13 protein-coding genes are annotated in these 15434 nt (G+C 52.0%); 5 read left to right on the top strand and 8 right to left on the bottom strand.

Features of this window, described 5'->3' with window-relative positions:
- Positions 1-2340: a putative bifunctional diguanylate cyclase/phosphodiesterase gene (locus NITSA_RS06265; protein WP_013554180.1), complete on the bottom strand. Its 2340-nt coding sequence runs from the start codon at positions 2338-2340 to the stop codon at positions 1-3.
- A 215-nt stretch (positions 2341-2555) separates the two neighbouring features.
- Between NITSA_RS06265 and NITSA_RS06260 the strand changes: the two genes are divergently transcribed.
- The 5 genes from NITSA_RS06260 to NITSA_RS06240 all read left to right on the top strand — a co-directional run bounded on the left by NITSA_RS06260 (position 2556) and on the right by NITSA_RS06240 (position 9545).
- A complete protein-coding gene (locus NITSA_RS06260) occupies positions 2556-3491 on the top strand; it encodes a ribose-phosphate pyrophosphokinase (protein ID WP_013554179.1) in 936 nt (311 codons plus the stop codon).
- Between the two features lie 118 nt (positions 3492-3609).
- Entirely contained in the window at positions 3610-4749 is a 1140-nt protein-coding gene (locus NITSA_RS06255) for an FIST signal transduction protein (RefSeq protein WP_013554178.1), read from the top strand.
- 1 nt (position 4750) lies between these two features.
- Entirely contained in the window at positions 4751-6994 is a 2244-nt protein-coding gene (locus NITSA_RS06250) for a putative bifunctional diguanylate cyclase/phosphodiesterase (RefSeq protein WP_013554177.1), read from the top strand.
- An 81-nt stretch (positions 6995-7075) separates the two neighbouring features.
- Entirely contained in the window at positions 7076-8890 is a 1815-nt protein-coding gene (gene lepA / locus NITSA_RS06245) for a translation elongation factor 4 (protein WP_013554176.1), read from the top strand.
- 196 nt (positions 8891-9086) lie between these two features.
- Positions 9087-9545 carry a hypothetical protein gene (locus NITSA_RS06240; protein ID WP_013554175.1) on the top strand — a complete coding sequence of 153 codons (459 nt, stop codon included), beginning with the start codon at positions 9087-9089 and terminating at the stop codon, positions 9543-9545.
- A gap of 9 nt (positions 9546-9554) precedes the next feature.
- Here the strand turns inward: NITSA_RS06240 and NITSA_RS06235 are convergent, their stop codons facing one another.
- From NITSA_RS06235 to NITSA_RS06205, 7 genes are all read right to left on the bottom strand, one after another.
- Positions 9555-9776 (bottom strand): hypothetical protein, encoded by a 222-nt coding sequence (locus tag NITSA_RS06235; protein WP_013554174.1) that lies wholly within the window; start codon positions 9774-9776, stop codon positions 9555-9557.
- A complete protein-coding gene (locus NITSA_RS06230) occupies positions 9773-9991 on the bottom strand; it encodes a DUF4177 domain-containing protein (protein ID WP_013554173.1) in 219 nt (72 codons plus the stop codon). Before NITSA_RS06230 ends, NITSA_RS06235 begins: the two co-directional genes overlap by 4 nt.
- Before the next feature lie 69 nt (positions 9992-10060).
- Positions 10061-10585, bottom strand: coding sequence for a hypothetical protein (locus NITSA_RS06225; RefSeq protein WP_013554172.1), 525 nt, complete (start codon positions 10583-10585; stop codon positions 10061-10063).
- Positions 10586-10735: 150 nt separating this feature from the next.
- Positions 10736-12691 carry a M3 family metallopeptidase gene (locus NITSA_RS06220; RefSeq protein WP_013554171.1) on the bottom strand — a complete coding sequence of 652 codons (1956 nt, stop codon included), beginning with the start codon at positions 12689-12691 and terminating at the stop codon, positions 10736-10738.
- 66 nt (positions 12692-12757) lie between these two features.
- A complete protein-coding gene (locus NITSA_RS06215; protein WP_013554170.1) occupies positions 12758-13534 on the bottom strand; it encodes an alpha/beta hydrolase in 777 nt (258 codons plus the stop codon).
- Entirely contained in the window at positions 13531-14640 is a 1110-nt protein-coding gene (locus tag NITSA_RS06210) for a tRNA pseudouridine(13) synthase TruD (protein WP_013554169.1), read from the bottom strand. The genes NITSA_RS06215 and NITSA_RS06210 overlap by 4 nt, the downstream gene beginning before the upstream one ends.
- A gap of 37 nt (positions 14641-14677) precedes the next feature.
- Positions 14678-15418: a YebC/PmpR family DNA-binding transcriptional regulator gene (locus NITSA_RS06205; RefSeq protein WP_013554168.1), complete on the bottom strand. Its 741-nt coding sequence runs from the start codon at positions 15416-15418 to the stop codon at positions 14678-14680.
- Between the last annotated feature and the right edge of the window lie 16 nt (positions 15419-15434).

The raw sequence follows: 15434 nt of genomic DNA, 5'->3' as shown, positions 1-15434 counted from the left end.
TCAAGCCTCCTTGGCCGGCAATAATTTACAAAACTCTTCTCGGGGAAGAGGGTGGCCGAAATAATATCCTTGACACATGATATTTGGGCTGATTTCAAGGAGTTTTTGCATTTGAGCTCTGCTCTCGATGCCTTCAGCGACGACCTGGTAACCGAGTTTGGCAGCGATATCGACGATATGGCCTATCAAAAAGGCCGCGTTACTGCTTGTTACCATCGAGGTAATGAAACTTTGATCAATTTTCAGAATGGAGAAGGAGAGCCGTTCGAGATAGGAGAGGGAGGAGTACCCGATCCCGAAGTCATCGATGGCCCATCGAACGCCTGCTTTTTTCAATGTTTCGAAAATTATGTGATAGCGCTCAAAATTGTCGATCAATGAATTTTCGGTAATTTCCAGGACCAGGTTGGATGGATCGAGATCGTATTTCTCCAAAAGATCCAATATTTCTTTTGTAAAGTTGTTGTATCCCAATTCTCGTGCATCTACATTGGTAGAGATGAACTCCAACGGACACCCGTTTTCCCGAAAATAGATGAAGGCTTTACAAGTTTCTTCTCTAATCCAGTGACCGATTTTTTGAATTTCGCCGCTTTCAATTGCCAGAGAGATGAACTCGGCAGGCGTCAAAAGACCCAAAGTGGGATGGTGCCAGCGAATCAGGGCTTCGGCTCCGACAAGCTTGCTGCAACCGAGTGCATGGAGGGGTTGGAAATAGAGCACCAGTTGATTGAGAAAATCGTTACGGGCCATCTCCTGATGTATAAAGAAATTTTTTCTCTGGTTTTCATCCATACTACTGTCATAAAAAGCATATTCGAGATGCCGGCTCTTGGCCTGGTACATAGAGATATCGGCCCGGCGAATAATTTCGTCACTGTTATGCATTTGGGGAGTGATGACGATGATCCCGATACTGGCGTGTATCGAGAGACGATAATCCCCGATGATTAACTTTTTGGAAAGGGTTTTGTTGATTTTTCGGGCAAAAACAGCCCCCCGTTTCCGAGCCTCTTCTTCTGTCGGACAGCATTTGGGATGGAGGATGACAAATTCATCTCCGCCAAGACGAAAGACCATTGCTTCATCCGGAACCAGGGATTTCAACAGACGAGAAACCTCTTTGAGTACCAGGTCTCCAAAATGGTGGCCCAGGGTATCGTTGATAGGTTTAAAGTGGTTGAGATCTAGATAAAAAAGAAGGGAGAGGAGATCTCCCTTCTTTTGTTCATCGACGAGATGCTCAAGGTGCTGAAGAAAACTCCGACGATTGCCCAGCTCGGTCAGAGGGTCGAGTGTGGCCAACTCTTCAAGGTATTCGATACTTTTGATCTCCAGTGTCCTGTCCTGGAAACTGGCGATCCCCCCGATTAATTCTCCTTCGTCATTAAAGAGCGGAGCAATTTTTGCCCGGAGCCAATAATCCTTAGATGTAAAAGTGGAGAAATAGGGGCCGTCATATTCTCTCGGTTCACCACGTTTGAGAACCTCACGCATCATTTCAACCGCTTCCTGGGATTTAAGTTGCGTGAGATCAAAGCCATCCAATGTGGTTTCGGATGATATTTCAAAAAAATCCTGAAATGCTTCATTATATTTTTTGATCTTCAATTCCTTGTCAAAGTAGAAAATCGGTGTGGGAGTCTGTGTAAAAAGTGCATCGAGTTCTTCTTCTTTCATTTGGAGCTGTTTACGTTGTTGATAAACCTCCAGCATATAACTTTGCGTTACTTGAGCAATCGAGGTCAGTACCACGACCAGCATAAATATGGCTAGTGCGCTTATGAAAGCGTAGGTATCCGGCAATGTCAAAAAATAACTTATGAGAGGGAGCGTAATGAAAAGGGTGTAAGTAACTGCGAGCAGGGTACTGGGGAAGAGTGCGGCAGTAGCACCGGCAGCGATACCGATGATGAAAATAATGAGCACGAAATGGAGGAAAACATTATGAATATAAGGGATGAAGAGCGGAATGACCATTCCGAGTAGAATGGAAGTTACAACGGCACTCAGGAAAAAGAGAAGATATTTACGTTGGTTTTGTGCCTGATCGTTCCTTTGCCTGTCCATCTTTTTCAGGGACTGCTTGACATAGACAATCCGTAAAATAATCACGATCAGGATACTTCCCGCCCATAGTAAGAGCGGTAGAGCCGGTACTGATCCAGCCGAGAAGAGGACGATGGCCAGGCTTAGGGTCGAGAGTAATAAAAACCATAGACTCCGACAGGCATGGGTAAAGAGTTGCAGCACCACAAAAGGGAGAATTTCCTTCTGACATATGGGAAGAAATTTGCATAAGGCATTTTTGATATTTCGCTGAGAGGGACCTTTTTTCATAAAGATGATTGTATCAAAAAGTATTTATTATCGCACCAAAGCACCGGCGCGCATCTCGATGGTGATGGGAGTGTTTTTCGTTCTTGATCTAGGCAAATTCTAGAAAACCTCAATAACCTCTATGGCATCAGGCCTGTCTCGGATATCCAAGGCTCTTTTATTTATTCTTGGAGTAAAATATACCCTCAAATTACACTCGCCAAGGGATCGAAATCATGAGTAACTATATGCTCTTCTCCGGCACTGCCAATCCTCCGCTTAGCCAAGCCATCGCCGATTATCTCGAGATGCCTCTCTCCGGAGCCACCATCAACCGTTTCTCCGATGGGGAGATCAATGTTCAAATTGCTGAAAGTGTCCGCGGGAAGGATGTTTTCATCATTCAACCGACCTGTGCTCCCGCCAATGCGAATCTGATGGAGCTGCTGATTATGACCGATGCCCTCAAGCGCTCTTCTGCCAAATCGATTACGGCCGTCGTGCCCTATTACGGTTATGCCCGTCAGGATCGCAAAGCGGCTCCCCGGGTTCCTATCACTGCCAAGCTCGTGGCCGATATGATGGAAAAAGCGGGGATCACCCGAGTCGTCACCGTCGATCTGCACGCTTCCCAAATCCAGGGATTTTTTGATATTCCTGTCGACAATCTCTACGGATCGATTCTTTTCATTGATTACATTCGTTCCAAGAATTTCGCCAATCCCATCATCGCTTCTCCCGACATCGGCGGAGTGGCTAGAGCCCGCTATTTCGCTTCGCGCCTGGGGATGGATATGGTGATTGTGGACAAGCGTCGGGAAAAGGCCAATGTCGCCGAGGTAATGAACATCATCGGTGACGTCAGGGGACGGGATGTGATTTTGATTGACGATATGGTGGATACTGCCGGTACGATGGTCAAAGGGGCCGCCGCTCTCAAGGAAGCCGGGGCTACCAGCGTTATGGCCTGCTGCACCCATCCCGTCCTCTCCGGCCCTGCCATCGACCGGATCCGCGATGGAGCTCTCGATGAATTGGTCGTCTCTGACACGATTCCGCTTAAAGCTGAGTGCAAGAAGATCAAAGTGCTTTCTACCGCTCAGATGCTCGGTGAAGTGATTCGTCGTGTTCAAAACAATGAAAGTGTCAATTCACTCTTCGCCACCACATAAATCCCTGACTGGCAGGGGTTTCCCAATCAAAATATTTACTCTTTAAAATTTTTTCTTCACTTCATAAATATGATAGAATCAGCTTAAAAGGCTAGAGACGCAGTAAAGAGGAGAAAGAGTGAGAACAGAACTATACACTTTTCGTGGAACGTGGAATCGCCCATTGAATTTGGATTTTGATTCGTGTAATACCCTGATTCTTGCTTTTGGGGCGATGGGGAGGGATCATAAAATCGATACCGCCTTGCAAGAGCTTCGAGATACTTTTCCCCGTAGTGTCATAGCCGGATGTTCCAGTGCCGGTGAAATTTATGAAGAGGAACTATTGGAGAATAGTCTCGTTGTAGCGGTTGCCAAGTTTGAGAAGACTGAAATTCGCAAGGTTGAAGAGCCGATTCATACACCGGAGGATTCCCGTAAGATTGGAGAAAAGATCGCTCGGGAACTTTTGGATTCTCGTTTGAAAGGGGTGTTGATTCTCTCAGAAGGTTTGATGATCAATGCCACGGAGTTGACCAGAGGCCTGAACAATGTATTACCCGAAGAGGTGACGGTTGCGGGTGGCCTCGCCGCCGACGGGGCGCGATTCGAAATCACTTTTATCCTGGATGAGAGGGGCAGACCGACACCGGAACTGATTACAGCCGTCGGGTTTTATGGGGAGGAGATACAGTTTCTTTCCAGCTTTCGGGGGGGATGGGACAAATTCGGAATCGAGAGGGAGATTACTTCGGCCCGGGAGAATGTCCTCTATACACTCAATGATGAACCGGCTCTAGCCGTTTATAAAAAATATTTGGGAAAGTACTCCAAGGATCTCCCTGCCAGTGGGCTTCTCTTCCCTCTGGGAATACGGGAGAGTCTGGACTCCGAAGAGATTAAGGTTCGGACCATCCTCGGTGTTGATGAGAAAGAACAGTCCATTACCTTTGCCGGGGAATTGCCTGAGGGAGGATATGCTAGCTTTATGAAAGCCAATGTGGAACGTCTGATCGATGCAGCCTATGAGGCGGGTGAAGATATTTTGCCCGTTTCGAGGCATAAGGGAGAAGCTTTATTAATTGCTGTAAGTTGTGTCGGGAGGAAGCTTCTTTTGAAACAACGGACTGAAGAGGAGCTCGAGGCGATTATGGAGCTGATGCCGGAAGGGGCGCATCAAATAGGCTTTTATGCCTATGGAGAAATTTCTACCAACGAGTCGGGGCGCTGTGATTTGCACAATCAAACTATGACGTTATCATTGATTATGGAAGAGTAAGATGCATCGATTACTTGAACGAATTTTGAGAAAAGAGGGGCTTAGTCCCGAGCGTGCCCCCGATCCGGATAAATGGAGAAGTTTTCTCAAAAAGATAGAACGGTTTTTCATCAGCGCTGATGAAGACCGTTATCTCCTGGAACGCTCCCTGGAGATTTCTTCTCAGGAGATGCAGGAGCTTATCGCTCGCTCGAAGGAGGATTCCCGGCAGCGGATCACTGCATTAGTCAGTGCCATACCCGACTTGATCTTTTACGTGGCGGAAGACGGAAGATACCTTGATATCCTCTCAAGAAATAATGATAGTTTTCTCTATCTTCCTAGAGAACAGATTATCGGAAGAAAAATTTCGGAAATTTTTCCTCAAGGCTATGCTGTTTTTTTTATGAACGCCATCCGGGAAGCGATCCAAAGTAATACCCTTCAAATCATCGAATACAGTATGCCGGTTCAAGGTGAAAAGCAATACTTCGAAGCACGAATTATGCCGACTAATTTGAAAGAGGAGGGTAAAAAGACCGTTGTGGCCATTGTACGTGATATGACGGCATCCAAACGCTCAACAGACTATCTCAATGTAATCAAGAAGATTTTTGAAGATGCGACGGAAGGAATCTTTATCACATCCTATGACGGATCTTATGTCGAGGCGAATGAAGCTTTTTACCACATCCTCGGTCTGGAGGACAAAGCTCTACCCGGTATCAGACTGGATGATTTCCAATCTCTGGTAGATCCCCGGACTTATCAGCATATAGTTCAAAGTCTGGAAATAGATAAATCTTTCCACGGCGAGGTACAGATTCGCAATGAATCGGGGCATGATAAATTGATCTGGTTGACCATTGATACGATTTACAATGAATATGGAGAAGTTGAATATCGTGTGGCGATGTTGACCGATATTTCCGAATTGCAGAGATCCAGAGAAAAACTTCGTTACACCGCCACCCACGATATACTGACGAGGCTTCCCAACCGGGCTCTGCTCTTCGAGCGGTTGGACGAGGTATTAAATCAGAGTCAGAGCAACGGTTCAGAGGGAGCACTCTTTTTTATCGATTTGGACAATTTCAAAATCATTAACGATACGGTCGGTCATGCGGTTGGAGATAAAGTTTTGGTTGAGTGTGTCGAACGCATTATGCGTGTTATAAGAAGGGAAGATATCTTCGGTAGGCTCGGCGGTGATGAATTTTTGTTGATCGTTGAAAATATCAAGGATCATGATGTGCCGATGTATCTTGCACAGAAAATACTTGAGGAAATACGCAAACCGATGGAGTTTGAAGGGGAGAGATTTGAGATTAGCGCCAGCATCGGTATTGCGGTTTTCCCCAAAGACAGTTTGGAGAGAGAAGAGCTTATCCGTTTTGCCGATATGGCAATGTACCGTGCCAAACAAGAGGGGAAAAACCGATTTTGCTACTATTCCACAAAGATGGATCAAGCTATCAGAAAGTACCATCAGATCGAGCGTCAATTGAAAGAGGCCCTCAACTCAGAGGGTTTCTATCTGATCTATCAGCCTCAAGTAGATATTGCATCGGGGAAGATTGTTGGGGTCGAGGCACTTTTGAGGGTTGACGAGTACATCGCTCTCGATTTTAATCCGTCAGAATTTATCCCAATTGCTGAGGAGAGTGAACTGATCAATCGGATCGGTGAGTGGGTCTTTCACGAATCTTGCCGCCAAGTGAGGCATTGGCTCGATGAGTCGGGTACGGCACCTTTGGTGGCAATCAACCTCTCCCGACGTCGACTTTTGGATGAGTATTTCCCTGAAAGATTGACTGAAATTATTGCAGGATACGATCTTGAACCCTGCCACTTTGAATTGGAGATCACCGAGACAATCTTCTCACAGATGAGTGAATCAAATTGTCAAGTGATCTCCCGTTTGCAAGAAATGGGTTTTTTGATTGCCATCGATGATTTCGGCACAGGCTACTCTTCTTTGGCCAATCTGAAACATTTCAATGTCGACAAGCTCAAGGTTGATCGTTCTTTCGTGTCGGACATAGCAAAAAACGAATCGGATCGAGCCATTACCGAAGCCTCGGTTAATTTGGCTCACAGCCTGGGCCTGAAGGTTATCGCTGAGGGGGTTGAGACACGAGAGCAGTTGGAGATTCTGCGTGAGATGGGCTGTGATGAAATGCAGGGACATCTCTTTTCTCCCCCTATACCTCCTGAGAAGATTCAGCAAATGATATTAGAACACTCTTTGGAAAATCTATGGTAAAAACGTGATGGCGTAGAGTCTGAAGGTTTACATATTTACGCTAAAATACCGCCACGATTTTCTGCTCACAAAGGAGCGCTCTTGGCCGCCAAAGTTCCCCAGTCCCATATCCGTAACTTCTCCATCATCGCCCATATCGACCACGGCAAATCGACCCTGGCCGACCGAATCATCCAGGAGTGCGGTGCTGTCACCGATCGGGAGATGAGTGCCCAGCTGATGGATACGATGGATATCGAGCGGGAGCGGGGGATTACTATCAAGGCCCAGTCGGTGCGCCTGGACTATGTCAAAGACGGGGAGCATTATGTTCTCAACCTTATCGATACTCCGGGCCACGTGGACTTCTCCTACGAAGTGAGCCGCTCCCTGGCCTCCTGCGAAGGGGCTCTGCTGGTCGTCGATGCCGCCCAGGGAGTTGAGGCTCAGACTATCGCCAACGTCTACATCGCCATAGAGAACGACCTGGAGCTGATCCCCGTCGTCAACAAGATCGACCTCCCTGCCGCCGATCCCGACCGGGTCTTGACGGAATTGGAAGAGGCGATCGGCATCGACGCCACGGAGCATGCCCTGGTCTCCGCCAAGACGGGCCAGGGGGTCAAAGAGCTCATTGATATGATCGTGGAGAAGATCCCCGCTCCCGCGGGGGATGAAGAGGCCTCGGCCAAGGCGCTGATCTACGACAGCTGGTTCGACAATTACCTGGGGGCCCTGGCGCTGGTCCGGGTCTTCGACGGGACCATCGAGAAGGGCCAGAAGGTCCGGATCATGGGTACCGGCGAAGAACATCAGGTGCTGGATCTGATGTATCCCCACCCCATCAAGCCGATCAAGACCCAGAGCCTCTCTGCCGGAGAGGTTGGGATCGTGGTCACGGGCCTCAAGACCGTCGAAGCCCTGCAGGTGGGGGATACCATCACCGATGCCAAGAACCCCACCGCTGAGCCGATCGGAGGCTTCGAACCCGCCAAACCCTTTGTTTTCGCCGGGATCTACCCCATCGAGACCGACAAATTCGAAGACCTGCGCGACGCGCTGAACAAGCTCAAGCTCAACGACGCCGCATTGACCTTCGAGCCCGAATCCTCCGCGGCCCTGGGGTCGGGATTCCGGGTCGGTTTCCTGGGGATGCTCCATATGGAAGTGGTCAAAGAGCGGCTGGAGCGGGAGTTCGGCCTGGAGCTCATCGCCACCGCTCCCAGCGTCGTCTATAAGGTCAAGCTCACCAACGGCGAGGAGATCACGATCCAGAACCCCTCCGAGATGCCCGACGCTTCCAAGATCGACACCATCTACGAACCCTACGTCAAAGCGACGATTCTGACGCCCAACGACTATGTGGGCAACCTGATCAAGCTCCTCAACGACCGCCGGGGGATTCAGGTCAAGATGGATTATCTCAATGAGAACCGGGTGTTGATGGAGTACGATATTCCGATGAACGAGATCGTGATGGACTTTTACGACCGGCTAAAAACGGTTACCAAAGGCTACGCCAGTTTCGACTACGAGCCCATCGGCTTCCGGCCGGGAGACCTGGTGAAGCTGGATATCCGTGTCGCCGGTGAAGTGGTCGATGCCCTCTCGATCATCGTCCCCAGGGACAAGGCACGCAGCCGGGGCCTGGCCTTCGTGGAGAAGCTCAAAGAGCTGATCCCCCGACAACTCTTCGAAGTGGCGATCCAGGCGAGCATCGGCAACACCGTCATCGCCCGCTCCAACGTCAAATCGATGGGCAAAAACGTCACCGCCAAATGCTACGGCGGCGATATTACCCGGAAGCGAAAGCTCCTGGAGAAGCAGAAAGCCGGTAAGAAGCGGATGAAGGCGATCGGAAAGGTCAATGTGCCCCAGGAGGCCTTTATGGCCGTATTGAAAATCGATGAGGATTAATTAGCATGTTGGTCATTAGTCATTGGTCATTAGTCATTGGTGATTGGAGATTCTCGAAAAACAAATGTCGACTTGTTCATTCTCTATTTCTCCACTATTCGGTTGCTCGGTTACTCGGTTACTCATTACTCATTCCTAATTATTCGTTCCTCATTCCTCATTCCTCATTCAATTCATCGCTTTCCGGAGGAAAACGATGAATTGGCTGACCGAGTGGGCTTTTCACCTTCATCTGCTCATGGCGATCTCCTGGATTGGGGGATCGGTCTTTATGTTCATCCTCGGAGTTACCCTGAGGGATAAAAAGGCACAGCAGTCGGTCTATCCCTATGTGGGCCCGATCTTTGGTTGGTTCGAAGTGGGATCGCTGATCATCCTACTGGCGACCGGGTTCATTCTGGGATACCAATACCACCTTTTCAGTTTGCTGCTCCATCCCAATGGAAGTGAAGTTTCGCAAGCTCTGGTAAAAAAAGCGATCCTGGTGGCGATCCTGACGGTGGCGACGGTGGTCCATTTCGTCATCGCCTACCGCACCAACGGTAAAGAGCGGACGAAATGGCAGCATTTCTTTTCCCGTGGTTCCTCGATGCTTATCTTCTTCCTCAATCTTTTCGTCATGCACTACGCCATCGTGCTACGGGATATTCTCTAGTCGAATCCCTCAGTCGAGATACTTCTCCTTTTTGAGCTCTTTTTCTTTGAAGATCTCTTTGAGGATCATTGCGACGATCCCGATGGCGACGACCGCCACGGCCGCAGTGACGCTGATTTTGAAAAAGAGCTTCCACTCCAGCCACTCGTCCCAGATCTGCCCTACCAGTAAAATGGCGTAGAGCCCGATGATCAGAGCGACCAGGTATCCGGCGATTTGCATAATCTTCACGAGCGTTTCTCCCTTTTCATAATGACGACATACCCTTCACGACTCCAAAAAAGGAGCATCCTGCGTATATCCTTTTCCATCGTCACCACTTCCCACCCGTCCTCGGCATTGGCGTTGAGAAAGGCGCTGAAACGCACCGGATCGATCTTGGACTGTCCCAGCAGGAGGGAACCGAGCATACTCTCTTGATAGAGTACAGCTTTATATTCATACATATCAAACTCCGGAATTTCTCTATTTCAAGGGATTATAGCCAAAGGATTGTGGGTCGATCGTGGAGAGGCTCAGGGGCGCAGGTCGTGGCGCATACGCTCGTAGAGCTCTTTGGGGTTGAACTGGGCGATGCTCTCTCCGGTCAAGCGGTTGGGGATATATTCGAAGAGAAAATAGAAGGCCCAGATCATGGGGTAGAAGACTTTGTACTCCCGGCTAAAGGCTTTGAAGGTGTAGCGTTCCCTGAACCAGCGCACGGCGCTCTCGACCCGGTTGTGGTAGAGGAGCATCTGGATGGCGAAGACCAGGCCCCAGACCAGGTAGGTCATCACGATGACGATGACGCCGGCTTCGACCCCGTAGATCGAAACGGCGATGGCCAAAAAGAGGGCCATAAAGAGGGCAAAGGAGTGAAAACCGAGGGCCGCGACGACCACGACGACCGAAAAGACGAAAAGCAGAGCCCCGAACATCACGATCGCTTCGATATAGCTCTGCTCTTCGGCGAAGGTGGGGCTGGTCCACGCACCGGCGAGCAGGAGGAAAAAGGCGGCGACGACGGCGAGGATGAAATAGAGAGACTCTTTTTTATTCATAGGAAAACCTGGGGAAGGAATGAGGAATGAGTAATGAGTAATGAGTAACCGAGTAACCGAACGATGAGAGAATTGAGAATTCTGGATTTATGATTCTACTTGCGACTTGAGGGGCGAAGCCCCGTGCTTGCGACGTGCGACTGAATTCCATCACTCCATCCCGTAGAGGCGGATCAGGGATTCGAGCCTGGCTTTGCGGCCGAGCCATTGCTGGTAGAGGCTGCTCATCTCTTCGCTGCCGCCGCGGCTGAGAATATGCTCGTAGTAGCCCTGGGCCATTTTCCGGTCGAAATTCCCCTCCGGGTCGAGGCAGGCGAAAAAGGCGTCGGCGCTGAGGACTTCGGCCCATTTGTAGCTGTAGTAGCCCGCGGCGTAGCCTCCGGCGAAGATGTGGGCGAATCCGTGCTGGAAGCGGTTGTAGGCGGGGGGCTTCAGCAGCGCCGTTTTCTCCCGGACCCAGTCGAGGAGCTCCTGGACTTCATCTCCCTGATAGAGGCGCTGGTGAAGCTTGAAATCGAAGAGGGCGAACTCCAGCTGGCGCAGCATCCCCAGTGCCGCCTGGAAATTCTTGGCGGCTTTGATCTTGGCCAGGAGCTCCTCGGGCATCGCTTCACCCGTTTGATAGTGGCGGGCGAAGCGGCGCAGGATCGGCGCTTCGTAGGCAAAATTCTCCAAAAACTGGCTGGGGAACTCCACCACATCCCAGGCGACGCCGTTGATCCCGCTGACGGAGCGCTCGGGAACCCGGCTGAAGAGATGATGGATGGCGTGTCCCATCTCGTGAAAGAGGGTCACCACATCGTCGTGGCGCAGAAGGCTGGGCTGATCCTCGCTTGCGGGTGGGAAGTTGGCCACGACGAAGGCGCTGGGGAGATGGTCCTCCCCCCGGCTGTCTATGAAACGGGTCTCCCAGTCGTGCATCCACGCGCCGCCACGCTTCTCTTTGCGGGCTTCCAGGTCGAAGTAGATACGCCCGGAGAGCTCTTCGGCGCGGTAAATATCGTAGGCTTTGACGCTGGGGTGCCAGCGGGGGACCTCCATCGCTTCGAAGCGCATCCCGAAGAGTTCGCTGACGATCTGCAGAAGCCCGTTCAGGACGGCTTGCTGTTCGAGATAGGGTTTGGTTTCACTCTCGTCGAAGTCGTAGAGGTGCTTTTTGAGCTTTTCGCCGTAGTAGGCGACATCGTAGCTGGCCAGGTCTTCGATCCCGTCGAGTTCCCGGGCAAAACGCCGCAGCTCCTCGAGCTCGGCACGCCCCTGGGGGAGGGAGAGCTCGGTGAGTTTTTCCAAAAAGTCGGTCACTTCCCACTCATCCCGGGCGTCCCGCGTTTGCAGGGCATACTCGGCATAGTTGTCAAAGCCCAGTAACTTGGCTTTCTGCTGCCGCAGCTCCAGGATCCGGTCGATCACCTGGGCATTCTCAGGGGCCCGGGTGGTGTAGGCACGATAGAGCTCTTCTCTCAACTGACGATTGGGGCCGTAGGTCATATAGGCCAGATAGCTGGGGATCTGGAGCGTGAAGCGCCACTGGACCTTGCCATCCTCTTCGAAACGGGCGGCGGCCAGATCGCTCTCGGGGATCCCGGCTACATCCTCGGGATCTTCGATGATGAGCTCATAAGCCTTGGTGGCATCGAGCAGGTTTTGGCTGAAGCGGTTGGAGAGTTCACTCAGCTCCAGGTCGATGCTTTCGAGCTCCTTTTTCTTATCCAGAGGAAGCTCGGCACCGCTGAGGCGAAAGTCCCTGATCTCGTTTTCCAGGACCTTTCGCTGCTCAGGCGTGCGGGCCTGCAGCCGCTTGAGCTTGGTATAGAGGGCTTCGTTCTGGGCAATTTCGCTGTGGAACCGGCTCAGCAGGGGGAGAGAGGCTTCGTAAGCCTTCTGGGTCGCTTCGGAGTTGAGGACACTGTTGAGATGCGAGAGGGGGGTAAAAAAGAGGCTCCGCTCCTCATCCAGATCCTCCATCGGCTTGAGGACCGCTTCGTAGCCGTCGCTCTCGGAGGCCGCCAGGGTATTGATGGCCTCTTTGTGGCGTTTGAGCAGCTCTTCGAGGCGCTGGGGAAAATCGTTGAGTTCCTGATCTTTCAGCGTAAAAGTTTGAAACATAATTCTTCCATTCTTTATAATTTTATGCGTATGGATGATTGAGCGAATTGTAGCACAAATAAAGCGTCAGCTTTTTTCGGGTGTATCGCTCAAAAAGTCCCGAAGCAACGGCCAGAATCGGGGTGAATCGACGATATCGCCGTGGGTAGTGCCCGGAAGGGTTTCGACGAAGACCTTTGCCCCTCTCAATGCCCGGATCAGGCGGCGGCTATGCTTTGGGGGGATGATCGAATCGTGCTCAGCCAGAAGGATTAGAGTAGGGGCATAAACGTCGGGGGCTTCCCGGATCGCTTCGAAGGGGTCCTTGCTGAGCCATCGGACGGGAAAGAGGGGGTAACGCCTCTGACCCAGTGCGGCGATGGAGTCGTAGGGGGTGATCAGCACCAGTCGATGAATTGGTCTATTTGCCGCCAGATGGAGGGCGACGCCGCTGCCAAGGCTCCGTCCGACGACGTCGACGAGGCTGTGACGGGAAGCTATGTGGTCATAGAGGGCCAGTGCGGCTTGGTAGATAGTCTCCTGGGAGGGAGCGCCCTCACTGGCCCCGTAGCCGGGGTAGTGGAGAAAATAGAGGGTAAGGTCGGGCAGGTGTGCGGCGATAGTGTCGGGATCATCCCACCAGTGCTCGGAGTTGCCGGGGAAATAGAGCAGAGCCTTTTCCCGGCCCGAATGGCGGACTTCGACCCAGACTTTTCCACCGGGGAGGCGGAGGAAGAACCCCTTTTGGGGTCGGGTTTCACGGGTGGGGTGGAAGAGGATCCTTCGCTGAAAGAGATAGAGCCAGAGCATTCCGCCGAGATAGAGTGCAAGCAGGAAGAGTGCCAGGAGGCCCGCCGCTCTCATCCTTTGCGCTTCCTGGAGTGTGAAGGTTCGGGTGCCAGAGGGTGCTGGGCCAGCTCTTCGAGCAGGGTGGTGGCATAGGCACCGGGAGGCAGGGTGAATTCCAGCCAAAGCCCGCGGCGCTTTTTGTCGTATTCGCCGCCGACATCCCCGGGCCAGATCCAGGCATCTCTGCGGTCGCCGGGCAGGGCGGTGAGCTCTTCGTCGTCGTAGGGCGCCTCCAGGTGCCGGGCATCCTGCCGGGCCCGCCAGACTTTCGCTCCGGGGAGGAGCCCGGTGACAGTCACTCTCTTCTCTTTGAAGGGCCGGGAGGAGGCCAGCGGGTCTTTGCAGCTAAAGAGCTTTTGGGTCTTCCGGTCCCGAAGGAGATCGCCGCCGAAGAGTTTGAAGAATTGAGGTTGTTTTTTCAACGCTTCGACAAGCTCTAGGGGCCATTGGAGCTTGTGGGAGGCATCACGGATGGAGCGTTCCCGGATAAGTCGGCTAGCGGCGACACGGCGGCTGAGCCACTGGTTGAAAAGCCGGCTTTGCCACGCGGCGACGAGGAGGCGCTCCCGGCTTCCCTTGAGCCGTTTGCCCGAGTGGGCGATGGCGCGTCCCTGTTCCCAGGCCAGGCCGTCTTCTCCAAAACGCTGGTAGCCGAAGTAGTTGGGGAGGCCGAATTCCTCCATTTTTCGAGCCTCATCGAGCAGACGTGCGGCCTCCTTTTCGTCGATCCGATCCAGAAAGATCCTGAAACGGTTGCCGAGCAGGGCCCCGGTCTTGAGGGGATGGCGGGTGCGTTGCTTCTGCAAAAGCTCCACCCGTTCCGTCTTGAGATTTTTGAGCCCCTTTTCATAACGGATGGGGAGGGTGAAATACTGGATGGTGGTGGCGGCCTTGTCTTTGAGGCCGGCGTAGCCGATCTCCCGCTCACTGGCCCCGGTGGCGGCGCTGAGAATGTTGAGCAAGCGGGAAGTGCTCAGATCCTGTTTGCGGAGTTTGAGCAGCAGGTACTCTCCCCGTCCGGTAGCGGGAGCAAGAGGGATCTCTTCGACATAAAAACGCTCAACACTTTGGAAAAAACGAAAGGAAAAAGGGGCAAAATCCCCGGCATAGGTATGATTCATAGGGGGATTATAGCGTTTTGGAGGGAAAGGGGGGCGCTTAGGCCAGATTGGTGTAGACCACCTGGACATCGTCGTCATCTTCGAGTTTGTCCACCAGGTTGGTTACATCGTCCATCTCTTCGTCGCTGAGCTCCAGAGGCGTGCTGGGGATACGCTGGAGCTGGGCTTTGGTCACTTCGATCCCCCGCTCTTCGAGGGCCTTGGAGAGGCTGCCGAAATCTTTGTAATCTCCGTAGAGACGGATGATCTCTTTGTCTTCGCCGTTCTCCTGGGGAATTTTGTCCTCTTCGATCTCTTCCAGACCGTAATCGATGAGATCCAGCTCCAACTCTTCGAGGTCCAGATCGGGCTTTTTGTCGAATTCGAAGACCGCTTTGCGGCTGAACATAAAATCAAGAGAACCGCTGGTGAGCAGCTCCCCACCGTTGCGCACCAGGATCGCTTTGACATTGGCGACGGTACGGGTGGGGTTGTCGGTGGCGCACTCGATATACATCAGGGTGCCGTGGGGCCCCTTGGCTTCGTAGGCGATCTCCTTGATATCGGCCGCATCCTTGTTAAACGCCCGCTTGATCGCCGCTTCGATATTCTCTTTGGGCATATTCTGGGCTTTGGCGTTGGCGATGGCGGTGCGGAGTTTGGCGTTCATCTCCGGGTCGGGAGAGCCCCCTTCTTTGGCGGCGATGGTGATCATACGCCCCAGTTTGGGGAAGATGCGCGACATTTGCCCCCAGCGCTTGAGTTTGGCTGCTTTGCGGTATTCAAAAGCTCGTCCCATTTGGCTTACCTTTGGA

Source organism: Nitratifractor salsuginis DSM 16511 (assembly GCF_000186245.1).
Lineage (GTDB): Bacteria > Campylobacterota > Campylobacteria > Campylobacterales > Sulfurovaceae > Nitratifractor > Nitratifractor salsuginis.
This window is presented reverse-complemented; position numbering and strand designations above follow the sequence as displayed.

Excerpts from the sequence above, each read along its gene's own strand:
- NITSA_RS06230 (WP_013554173.1), bottom strand. The coding sequence starts at position 9,991 with ATGTATGAATATAAAGCTGTACTCTATCAAGAGAGTATGCTCGGTTCC.
- NITSA_RS06265 (WP_013554180.1), bottom strand. The coding sequence starts at position 2,340 with ATGAAAAAAGGTCCCTCTCAGCGAAATATCAAAAATGCCTTATGCAAA.
- NITSA_RS06205 (WP_013554168.1), bottom strand. The coding sequence starts at position 15,418 with ATGGGACGAGCTTTTGAATACCGCAAAGCAGCCAAACTCAAGCGCTGG.
- NITSA_RS06250 (WP_013554177.1), top strand. The coding sequence starts at position 4,751 with ATGCATCGATTACTTGAACGAATTTTGAGAAAAGAGGGGCTTAGTCCC.
- NITSA_RS06210 (WP_013554169.1), bottom strand. The coding sequence starts at position 14,640 with ATGAATCATACCTATGCCGGGGATTTTGCCCCTTTTTCCTTTCGTTTT.
- NITSA_RS06215 (WP_013554170.1), bottom strand. The coding sequence starts at position 13,534 with ATGAGAGCGGCGGGCCTCCTGGCACTCTTCCTGCTTGCACTCTATCTC.
- NITSA_RS06260 (WP_013554179.1), top strand. The coding sequence starts at position 2,556 with ATGAGTAACTATATGCTCTTCTCCGGCACTGCCAATCCTCCGCTTAGC.
- NITSA_RS06225 (WP_013554172.1), bottom strand. The coding sequence starts at position 10,585 with ATGAATAAAAAAGAGTCTCTCTATTTCATCCTCGCCGTCGTCGCCGCC.
- NITSA_RS06220 (WP_013554171.1), bottom strand. The coding sequence starts at position 12,691 with ATGTTTCAAACTTTTACGCTGAAAGATCAGGAACTCAACGATTTTCCC.
- NITSA_RS06240 (WP_013554175.1), top strand. The coding sequence starts at position 9,087 with ATGAATTGGCTGACCGAGTGGGCTTTTCACCTTCATCTGCTCATGGCG.